This window comes from Mesorhizobium sp. CA12, from assembly GCF_020165255.1.
In the GTDB taxonomy this organism is placed as follows: Bacteria; Pseudomonadota; Alphaproteobacteria; order Rhizobiales; family Rhizobiaceae; genus Mesorhizobium.
The window spans coordinates 187,976-197,248 of record NZ_JAIUHT010000013.1; the positions used below are offsets into that span (position 1 = coordinate 187,976).

Annotated in this window: 11 protein-coding genes; 6 read left to right on the top strand and 5 right to left on the bottom strand. The window is 62.8% G+C overall.

The genetic code is table 11. The annotated features are described in order from the left end of the window. Positions 1 to 60: 60 nt before the first annotated feature. Both panB and panC read left to right on the top strand, forming a co-directional pair. Positions 61 to 900, top strand: a complete 840-nt coding sequence (gene panB / locus LB520_RS21575; protein WP_224639076.1) for a 3-methyl-2-oxobutanoate hydroxymethyltransferase — start codon at positions 61 to 63, stop codon at positions 898 to 900. Continuing rightward, positions 897 to 1,748 carry a pantoate--beta-alanine ligase gene (panC, locus tag LB520_RS21580; RefSeq protein ID WP_224639078.1) on the top strand — a complete coding sequence of 284 codons (852 nt, stop codon included), beginning with the start codon at positions 897 to 899 and terminating at the stop codon, positions 1,746 to 1,748. The genes panB and panC overlap by 4 nt, the downstream gene beginning before the upstream one ends. Positions 1,749 to 1,777: 29 nt before the next feature. Here panC and LB520_RS21585 read toward each other — a convergent pair whose 3' ends face one another. The 3 genes from LB520_RS21585 to gatB form a co-directional block, all read right to left on the bottom strand. Continuing rightward, the gene (locus LB520_RS21585; RefSeq protein WP_140541352.1) at positions 1,778 to 2,476 is read right to left on the bottom strand and encodes an AIM24 family protein; all 699 of its coding nucleotides are present in this window, start codon (positions 2,474 to 2,476) and stop codon (positions 1,778 to 1,780) included. 130 nt (positions 2,477 to 2,606) lie between these two features. Further along, positions 2,607 to 3,095 carry a GNAT family N-acetyltransferase gene (locus LB520_RS21590; RefSeq protein WP_224639080.1) on the bottom strand — a complete coding sequence of 163 codons (489 nt, stop codon included), beginning with the start codon at positions 3,093 to 3,095 and terminating at the stop codon, positions 2,607 to 2,609. A gap of 2 nt (positions 3,096 to 3,097) precedes the next feature. Then, positions 3,098 to 4,600, bottom strand: a complete 1,503-nt coding sequence (gene gatB, locus LB520_RS21595; RefSeq protein WP_224639082.1) for an Asp-tRNA(Asn)/Glu-tRNA(Gln) amidotransferase subunit GatB — start codon at positions 4,598 to 4,600, stop codon at positions 3,098 to 3,100. Positions 4,601 to 4,779: 179 nt separating this feature from the next. On the opposite strand from gatB, the gene LB520_RS21600 reads away from it, so the two are divergent. Continuing rightward, positions 4,780 to 5,040, top strand: coding sequence for a YjhX family toxin (locus tag LB520_RS21600; protein ID WP_224639083.1), 261 nt, complete (start codon positions 4,780 to 4,782; stop codon positions 5,038 to 5,040). A gap of 46 nt (positions 5,041 to 5,086) precedes the next feature. On the opposite strand, the gene LB520_RS21605 is transcribed toward LB520_RS21600, so the two are convergent. After that, positions 5,087 to 5,518 (bottom strand): CBS domain-containing protein, encoded by a 432-nt coding sequence (locus LB520_RS21605; RefSeq protein ID WP_040983461.1) that lies wholly within the window; start codon positions 5,516 to 5,518, stop codon positions 5,087 to 5,089. A gap of 205 nt (positions 5,519 to 5,723) precedes the next feature. Beyond that, positions 5,724 to 6,461, bottom strand: coding sequence for a rhomboid family intramembrane serine protease (locus tag LB520_RS21610; RefSeq protein WP_224532341.1), 738 nt, complete (start codon positions 6,459 to 6,461; stop codon positions 5,724 to 5,726). Positions 6,462 to 6,889: 428 nt separating this feature from the next. On the opposite strand from LB520_RS21610, the gene LB520_RS21615 reads away from it, so the two are divergent. The 3 genes from LB520_RS21615 to LB520_RS21625 all read left to right on the top strand — a co-directional run bounded on the left by LB520_RS21615 (position 6,890) and on the right by LB520_RS21625 (position 9,181). Beyond that, complete coding sequence (locus LB520_RS21615; RefSeq protein ID WP_224532340.1) at positions 6,890 to 7,528, top strand: PAS domain-containing protein; 639 nt, start codon at positions 6,890 to 6,892, stop codon at positions 7,526 to 7,528. A 172-nt stretch (positions 7,529 to 7,700) separates the two neighbouring features. Continuing rightward, complete coding sequence (locus LB520_RS21620; protein ID WP_095767620.1) at positions 7,701 to 8,318, top strand: PilZ domain-containing protein; 618 nt, start codon at positions 7,701 to 7,703, stop codon at positions 8,316 to 8,318. A 257-nt stretch (positions 8,319 to 8,575) separates the two neighbouring features. Further along, entirely contained in the window at positions 8,576 to 9,181 is a 606-nt protein-coding gene (locus LB520_RS21625) for a transglutaminase-like cysteine peptidase (protein ID WP_224639085.1), read from the top strand. The last annotated feature ends 92 nt before the right edge of the window (positions 9,182 to 9,273 follow it).

A 9,273-nucleotide genomic window follows, 5' to 3' on the forward strand; every position in this document is an offset into this window, starting at 1 on the left:
GCCGCCTGTCTTTCTAAAGCTCGGCCCGCCCGTTCCGGGCACGCCTTGAGGAGGTGACGATTGAGCCGGGATCCGTCCGCCGACAGCCGGATCAGCGCCGAAGACATTCGCCGCCGCAAGGGCGGCGTGCCGATCGTTTGCCTTACCGCCTACACCTATCCGGTCGCCCGCCTGCTCGATCCGCATGTCGACCTGCTGCTGGTCGGCGACAGCGTCGCCATGGTTCTGCACGGCCACGCCACCACGCTCGGCGCCTCGTTGGAGATGATGATCGCGCACGGCCAGGCTGTGATGCGCGGCTCGGCCATGGCCTGCGTGGTGGTCGACATGCCTGCGGGCAGCTACGAGACGTCGGCCGCCCAGGCCGTCGCTTTGGCGCGGCGCATCGTCGGGGAAACAGGCTGCCAGGCCGTGAAGCTTGAGGGCGGCGTCGACATGGCAGCCCAGATCGCGGCGATCGTCGCCGAAGGAATACCGGTCATGGGTCATATCGGCCTGCAGCCGCAATCGGTGGAGAAGGACGGCGGCTACAAGATCAAGGGCCGGACAGACGACAACATCGCAGCGCTCTTGCGCGATGCAGAGGCGGTGGAAAAAGCCGGTGCCTTCTCGGTGGTCATCGAGGGCACGATGGAGGCCGTGGCTGCGAAGCTTACCCGTCACATTTCCATACCGACCATCGGCATCGGCGCCAGTGCCGACTGCGACGGCCAGATCCTGGTGATCGACGACATGGTCGGCATGACCGTCGACCGCGTGCCGAAATTCGTCAAGGAATACGCCGACTTGCGCAGCATGATCGCGGATGCGGCGGCCCGCTATGCCGCCGAGGTGCGCAGCCGTGCCTTTCCTGGCCCCGACCACGTCTTCACGACAGCATCCGGCAAGGACGACACATGAACGCGCCAATCGTCGTCGACAGCGTCGCCGCGCTTCGGACACAGGTCAGGAACTGGCGACAGGCCGGCCTGAAGGTCGCCATGGTGCCGACCATGGGTGCGCTGCATGATGGCCATATCTCACTGGTCAGGATCGCGCTCGAACGGGCCGATCGCTGCGTCGTCTCGATCTTTGTCAACCCGGCCCAGTTCGCGCCGACGGAGGATCTCGACAAATACCCACGCCAGCTGGCGCACGATCTCGACCGGCTGCGGGATGCGGGTGCGCATCTCGCCTTCACGCCGGGCGTAAACGAAATGTACCCCGCCGGCTTCGCCACGAAGATCTCGGTGGGCGGCCCCTCTCGCGGCCTGGAAACCGACTTCAGGCCGAGTTTCTTCGACGGCGTCGCGACCGTGGTAGCAAAACTCTTCCTGCAGGCGGCGCCCGATTGCGCCGTGTTCGGCGAGAAGGACTACCAGCAGCTTTGCGTCGTCAGGCAGCTCTGCCGCGACCTCGACCTGCCGGTCGAGATCGTCGGCGCGCCGACGGTGCGCGACGTCCATGGCCTCGCCATGTCGTCGCGCAATGCCTATCTCGGCGAGGGCGAGCTCGGCATAGCACGCGAGCTCAACGTGATCCTGCGCCGCACCGCGGCGGCGCTTGCGGGCGGCGCGGATGAAACCGGCGCCACCGATGCCGCAGCGAAGGCCCTCGTCTCCGCGGGGTTCCAGAAGGTCGACTATGTCGCCGCGCGCGAAGCCGCGACGCTCAGCCCCTGGCGGAAAGACCGCGACGGCCGCCTGCTGGCGGCCGCCTGGCTCGGCACGACACGCCTAATCGACAATGTGGAAATTCCCTCCGCCTGATCGGACTTTCGTTCGACCAGGCGCGCCGCCTACTCTTCCGACGGCATATGCAGATACATCGACTGGATGCCGACGCGGCCTGGCCCGGTGAAGCGATTGACGACGAAATTCATGGCGGCGCCGAAGAAGCCGCTGGAAAGCCGGTCGATCCTTGTATCCATCTTTACCGATGCGTCCTTGAACAGCCAGCCGCCCGGCTCGATGTCGATGGTCTCGCCGGGCGCCAGCACCTTCTCGAAGACATTGCCGTAACCGTGCAGCCAGACGATGCCGTCGCCTGTCTCGCCGCGGAAGCGGTCGATGAAGAAGCCGCTCTGGCCAAACAGCATCGTTCCCAGCCCGCGCACGCGCTCGAACGTGTAGTCGACGCTGGCGGTCGCGGCGAGGAACTGGTGCTCGCGCACCTGGATCTCCTCGCCGCGCCGAAGATGGATCGGCACGATATGGCCCGGTCCGTCGCGGCTGAAGGCGATGATGCCCGGCCCCGACGCCTCGGTGACGAATATCTGCATGCCGGCGATCATGCGCTTCAGCGCGCCCTTCAGCGATTTCAGGCCGATGGTGATAGCGGTGTTCTTCCAGAGCAGGATGTGGTGCTCGAAATAGACCGGCATGTTGGTCACATCGACCGACAGCACCGGCACAAGTTCGCCGGCGACGTGATAGGTCACGCCGCCAAAAGTCTCGTCCGACACCTCGGTCGGCATCAGTTCAGGCAAGCTCGGCATGGCAATCCCCCATTTGCCGGCGTCGCCTCTGGCTAGTGGGAGAGCGGGACACCGGCGATGCGCAGCCTTGACCACGCGGGTCGGCGCGATCAAATCAAAACCGCGCGATGAATGGGGGCTCGCCGCCGACCTAGCGGAGCCGCTTCTCCATGATGAGGGCGGGCAGTCCCGAATTGCCGCCGCAATCGGCGGTTCTGCCTGTCGCGCGAAACCCGTTCGCCTCGTAGAAGGCGATCGCCGCGGCATTTGCTTCTTCGACCTCGAGGCGCAGCGTATGCATCTCCGGAAAGCTGGCTTCAACTTCATCGAGCAGCGACTGGCCAATCCCCTGCCGTTGGCAGGCCGGATGGACGTAAAGCTGGTTCAAAAGGACGATCTTCGGGTCGGTGGTGGCGGCAGCGAACGCCATGCCGCCGAGCCGCTTGCCGTCGTCAGCCACCAGGAACTCGGAATTCGGACGGGCCAGCCGCGCCTTGAGCGAGGCGATCGAATGCCAGTCATCCGTGATTTCAGTTACCCGCTTGGTGCCATAGACGGCGTCGTAAGTGACATGCCAAGTCTCGACCAGCAACGCTCGGACGGCTGCGAGATCGCGTTCGCTGGCCGTCCGCACGAACATCGCTAGCCCTCGATGCCGAGCTTGGCCTTGACGAGGTCGTTGACCGCCTGCGGGTTGGCCTTGCCGCCGGTCGCCTTCATCACCTGGCCGACGAACCAGCCGGCCATGGTCTGCTTGGCGCGCGCCTGCTCGGCCTTGTCGGGGTTGGCGGCGATCACCTCGTCGACGGCCTTCTCGATGGCGCCGGTGTCGGTGACCTGCTTCATGCCGCGGCTCTCGACGAGCTGGCGCGGATCGCCGCCTTCGTTCCAGACGATCTCGAACAGGTCCTTGGCGATCTTCCCGGAGATGGTGCCTTCCTTGATCAGGTCGATGACGGCGCCTAGCTGCTCTGGCGAAAGCGGAGCATTTTCAATGTCTTTGCCGGCTTTGTTGAGAGCGCCGAGCAGGTCGTTGATGACCCAGTTGGCGGCGAGCTTGCCGTCGCGGCCGGATGCCACCTTCTCGAAATAGTCGGCAATCGGCTTTTCCGACACCAGCACCGAGGCGTCATAGGTCGACAGGCCAAGCGACGAAATCAGCCGCGCCTTCTTGTCGTCGGGCAGTTCGGGCAGGTGTTGCGCCAACGCATCGACATAGGCCTGGTCGAATTCCAGCGGCAGAAGATCGGGATCCGGGAAATAGCGATAGTCATGCGCCTCCTCCTTGGAGCGCAACGAGCGCGTCTCGCCCTTGACCGGGTCGAACAGGCGGGTCTCCTGGTCGATCTTGCCACCATCCTCGAGGATGGCGATCTGCCGGCGCGCCTCGGATTCGATCGCCTGGCCGATGAAGCGGATCGAGTTGACGTTCTTGATTTCGCAGCGTGTGCCGAATGCGCCGCCCGGGCGGCGCACCGAGACGTTGACGTCGGCGCGCAGCGAACCTTCGTCCATGTTGCCGTCGCATGTGCCGAGATAGCGCATGATGGTGCGCAGCTTCGTCACATATGCCTTGGCCTCGTCGGCCGATCGGATGTCGGGCTTGGAGACGATCTCCATCAGCGCCACGCCGGAACGGTTGAGGTCGACATAGGACATGGTCGCATGCTGGTCATGCATCGACTTGCCGGCATCCTGTTCCAGATGCAGGCGCTCGATGCCCACCTCGATATCCTCGAACTCGCCCTGGCGGTCGGGCCCGACGGAGACGATCACCTTGCCCTCGCCGACGATCGGCTGCTTGAACTGCGAGATCTGGTAGCCCTGCGGCAGGTCCGGATAGAAATAGTTCTTCCGGTCGAAGACCGATTTATGATTGATCGCGGCCTTCAGGCCGAGCCCTGTGCGGATCGCCTGCTTGACGCATTCCTCGTTGATGACCGGCAGCATGCCCGGCATCGCCGCATCGACAAGGCTTACATTGGCATTGGGCGCCCCGCCGAACGACGTCGAGGCGCCGGAAAAGAGTTTTGCCTCCGAGATCACTTGCGCATGCACTTCGAGCCCGATGATGATCTCCCAGTCGCCGGTGGCGCCGGGGATCAGGCGTTTTGCGTCGGGGGTGCGGGTGTCGATGATGCTCATGGCGGCCTACGGACTTAGAATTCTCGGAATTGCATTAATGCACATTTCGCTGCGCAACTTCGCTAGTGCAAACCGCCCGGCGAGACAAGCGCAAAGCCGCGTACTGGCCTTTTCCGCCAATTTCGCCTAAAAGCATCCACTCCCAATGGAGAGTGGATGTCCACTTACGCTCAGTCCCGGTGGACGCGCGGCGCTGTGGGGAACAGCGCATCCTGCACCTGCTCGCGCAGGGCGGGCGCATCGAAATCGAAAAGAACGAAAGCAGGAAGATCGCCTCGGTCCTGTGCCTGACCCGCGACGGCTGGCGCTATCCGGGCTTCGACCTGGAACTCTTTCGGAAGTTGAGGCGCAAGAAGGCGGTTTCCTCGACGAACGGCGGTCCTTACCGCATCACCCGACGTGGGCTCGCGCTCGTGCGCGCCGAGCTCGACAATCGCTAATGTCCAATGCCGCCGGACGAAACGCCGGCGGCACCTTCCGTTTGCTTCAGGCCGTGGCGATATAGGCCCTGATCTCTTCGGCTTCGCGCTCGACATCCTCGATGCGGCGCTTGACCACGTCGCCGATGGAGACGATGCCGTCGAGCAGCCCGTTTTTCTCCACCGGCAGATGGCGGAAGCGGCCTCGCGTCATGATCTCCATCACCTCGTTGACGGTGTGGTTTTCGTTGCAGATCTTGACCTTCGGCGTCATCGCCGAGCGCACGGCGATGTCGAGCGCGGCGGCGCCCTCCTTGGCCACGACCCTGACGATATCGCGTTCCGAGAGAATGCCGACGATCTTGCGATCGCCATTGGTGATGACGAGCGCGCCGATCCTGTGCTCGGCCAGCATGCGAATGGCCTCGCTGAGTTTTTCATTGGGGCCGAGCGTGAACACGTCATGGCCCTTGCTTTCAAGAATTGCCTTAACCGTCATGGCGTCCTCCACTGCCTTTGACGCCCCCGGCGCCCTTAGGAAGACACTGGGTGCTTGGGCAACATCGTGCGCCGTGATTGGTTGCATTTCAAGTGCGCCTAAGGACTAGATCAGGAAGGCGTATCGTTGAATCGCCATCCTCACCTATCTCTTGTTGGAGCATGATCTTCTCCGAAAACCGGTTCCCATTTCTCGGGATCATGCTCTACGCGGCAGCCAGTGGACGGTCGAAGAAACGCAGTCCGAAAAAGCCGGCGACGAAGCCGCCAATATGGGCTTCCCAGGCGATCTGGCCGTCGATGCCCGGCGCGAAGCCGAGCAGGCCCGTGGCCAGATTGATCACCATCCAAACGCCAAGAAAGGTCATGACGCCGCGCGAACGCAACACCGATGCGACCGGCAGCGGCTCGCCGGCGAAGGCACCCCGGCCCGACGAACGGTCGACGCGGAAGCCGTAGCGCGCGGCCGCGCCCATCATCCCGGAGATCGCGCCCGATGCGCCGACGAGCGGCATCTCGCCATAGGGATGCAGTGCCCAGAACAGAGCGACCGAGGCCAGTCCGGTCACAGCGTAGAACATTGCGAAACGTAGCGCGCCAAGACGATTGGCGAGCGGCGAGCCGAAGGCTGCAAGCCAGATCATGTTGATGGCGATATGGGCGACGCCCCCATGCATGAACGCATAGGTGAACGGGCGCGTGAACAAGAACCAGTCGAAGCCGTATTGGCCGGTGTACAGCACCGGAATGAAGGCGCCGTCATAGAGCAGCGTCATTTGCTGCGTTTCGTTCAGCACATATTGCTGCAGCAGATAGACGACCGCGCAAATGCCGATCACGGCAAGCACCACCGGCGGCAGGTTGAATACAGGTTCGCGCCGCCGCGGCTCGAGCGCCTCGTCCGGCAACGGTTTGTTTTCGGTGGGGTTTACGGGCTCGCTCATGCACCCTTGCAGGTTCGGGACTCGGCGTTTTCGACGAGCATGTAGATCACGCGCTTTGGAATCACAAACGGCTAATCGCCACAGCGCCCGCGCAGAAAAAGGCGAATCAGAGCAAGGGCCGAATCAAAAAGAAGGCCGTTCAGGTGTCCCCCCTGAACGGCCGGTCGAGCCCCCTGCTCCCCATAAACTCGTGACTGAAGTGCTGCCGATCGCTGCTGAAACGACCGTTTTGGAGTGGTTTTGATGTGCCACAGGCCTCGGCGGCACACAATGTAAACCGTTTGTTAACCTTAACGACCCCGAGGCGTGAACAAACGTTAACGATACTGGCACGCATCCTGCTCCGCACCGCATGAAGGTCATCGGAGGGCGCCCTGTCTGTTCGCCGATGGGACATCAAAAGACAGGTTGTGCGGAGCAGGATGGACATGAACGAAAAAGGATCGATCGCGCTGTTCCAATATTGGAACCAGCTGCGTGATGGCCGCCTTGCCCCGAAGCGATCGGAGGTGGAGCCGGCGGACATCAAGTCGCTTCTGGCCGACACCTTCATCCTCGAGCGCGATACGCGCGGCGAGGCGGTGTTCCGGCTGGCCGGCACGAGGCTCTGCGCCTATTATGGCCGGGAGCTCAAGGGCTTCTCCTTCCCTTCGCTCTGGCGCGAGAAGGATCAACGGTTGGTGTCGCGGCTCATGCAGGGCGTTTTCGATCAGAAGTCGGTTCTGCTCATGACCTATGAGGGATTCAGCCGGAACGGCCGCTCCAACAAATTCGAGCTCTTGGCGCTGCCGTTGGACGGCGGCGCCGAGAACCCGCGCTGCCTGGGCATCATCAGCACCGCCGACAAGCCGTTCTGGCTTGGTGCCGACCCGCTCGCCGACGCGCTCATCGATTCGATTCGGGTGATAGACCCCGAGAAGGAGCCGATGTTCCTGAAGAACCGTCCGGCCATCGACGTCCCCTCGCTCGTTCCGACCGAATTCGATGCTCCGGAGACCATTTCGGCGCTCGGCCGCGTGCGTCGCATCCGCCATCTCGTCGTCCTCGACGGCGGGCGTCACGAGTGAGCCCCGCCGTGTGAGGTTTCCCGCCGCTCTCGCTAGATTTTTCAGCGCTGCGCGTGTTCCAGGCCCAGGCTTTTGCGGCCGACTTTTCCCGTTTGTTAACCTGCTTTGCTGTAGCTTTTCGGGCGAAATTCCTCGCATCGTCGCGCGGAATGCCAACCGGGTGTAGGCAGTCATGAGGTCAGCGGCGGTAGAATATGCGCCGTCACGAGCTGAGCGGCGCAACTTCCAGCGTGTCCGCGTCAAAATCTACGGACGTTTCATGCTGGAAGACCGCACCGAGCATCCTTGCCAGGTGATCGATATGTCGCCCGGCAACGTTGCGTTGCGCACGGACCGGATCGGCATGCCGGGCGAGAAGGTTATCGCCTATATCGACCATATCGGTCGTGTCGAAGGCATCGTGACGCGTACGTCGCAGGACGGGTTCGCCATGACCGTCATCGCCTCGGAGCGCAAGAAGGACAAGCTTGCCGCGCAGCTCACCTGGCTTGCCAACAAGCATGAACTCGACCTGCCCGAGGACCGCCGCCACGAGCGCGTGGCGCCGCGCAATCCGATGAGCGTCCTCCAGCTCACGGATGGGCGCCAGTATCAGTGCCGCATCATCGACCTGTCGCTCTCCGGTGCTGCCATCGAGATCGATGTCAAGCCGGCAATCGGCGTCCAGGTCACGTTAGGCACGATGCGCGGCCAGATCGTGCGCCATTTCGAGGACGGCGTCGCCATAGAATTCGCCGTCATCCAGCGGCCGGAAACTCTGGATCAGGAATTCAACGCGCCGCGGTCCTGACGCAAACCCGCACCGCAAGCGCGAAGCGAGCCGGCCGGTAGCGGCCGGTTTTTTGTTGCCTGATTTTGGCGGGTCGGACGCGGATCGCCAGCGCTATCTAGATCTCACGCGAGCCGGCGAAATCTGAATAATCCGAAATCGCGGTAGTTCAAATTTTATGTTTATTCTACTGGCGTTTTACTCAATGTCTACTTCGGGTTTTTGCGTCAAATAAATCCCAACGTGGCACAGTCTCCGCAAACGGGGAGACTACAACAATGAAAATGACGAGGGGCAAGCTGTTGCTCTTGGCAATGGCGATGCAGCTTTCCGCCTGGGGTACGGCAAGCGCAGGACCGGCTTTCATGCATACGGGTGGCCGCACCACCCAGCCGGTCGGTCACTACGATTTCTGCCAGCGCATTCCCGTCGAATGCAATGAACGGACGCCGAAGGGTTCGCCGGTCGAGCTGACGCGCAAGCTGTGGGCGACGATTGTCAACGTCAACAATACGGTCAACACCCGCGTCAAGCCGCGCACCGACATGGAGATCTACGGTGTCGAGGAATACTGGGCCTATCCCGACAAAGGTTATGGCGACTGCGAGGATTACGCGCTGGAGAAGCGCCGTGAGCTGATGGCCGTGGGCGTGCCAGCCGGCAATCTGCTGATGACGGTGGTGCGCCAGCCGAACGGCGACGGCCATGCGGTGCTGACGGTGCGCACGAGCCTCGGCGAATTCATCCTCGACAATCTCGAGCCGAAAGTGCTCGCCTGGAACGCCACGGTCTACACTTACCTCAAGCGTCAATCGACGGAGAATTCGGGCGTTTGGGTGACGATCAACGACGGCCGCGACGACGCGGTCGCCAGCGTCCGCTAAAGCGCCAAAGCGATCGGGTACGTCGCCGTGACGCGGCGGCGCGCCCAGGAAGAAAGCCCGGTCGAGTCCCCACCCTCCCCGTCCCCAACGAC

Coding starts and splice junctions, on each gene's coding strand:
- panC (WP_224639078.1), top strand. CDS start 897: ATGAACGCGCCAATCGTCGTCGACAGCGTCGCCGCGCTTCGGACACAG.
- LB520_RS21585 (WP_140541352.1), bottom strand. CDS start 2,476: ATGCCGAGCTTGCCTGAACTGATGCCGACCGAGGTGTCGGACGAGACT.
- LB520_RS21590 (WP_224639080.1), bottom strand. CDS start 3,095: ATGTTCGTGCGGACGGCCAGCGAACGCGATCTCGCAGCCGTCCGAGCG.
- gatB (WP_224639082.1), bottom strand. CDS start 4,600: ATGAGCATCATCGACACCCGCACCCCCGACGCAAAACGCCTGATCCCC.
- LB520_RS21605 (WP_040983461.1), bottom strand. CDS start 5,518: ATGACGGTTAAGGCAATTCTTGAAAGCAAGGGCCATGACGTGTTCACG.
- LB520_RS21610 (WP_224532341.1), bottom strand. CDS start 6,461: ATGAGCGAGCCCGTAAACCCCACCGAAAACAAACCGTTGCCGGACGAG.
- LB520_RS21615 (WP_224532340.1), top strand. CDS start 6,890: ATGAACGAAAAAGGATCGATCGCGCTGTTCCAATATTGGAACCAGCTG.
- LB520_RS21620 (WP_095767620.1), top strand. CDS start 7,701: ATGAGGTCAGCGGCGGTAGAATATGCGCCGTCACGAGCTGAGCGGCGC.
- LB520_RS21625 (WP_224639085.1), top strand. CDS start 8,576: ATGAAAATGACGAGGGGCAAGCTGTTGCTCTTGGCAATGGCGATGCAG.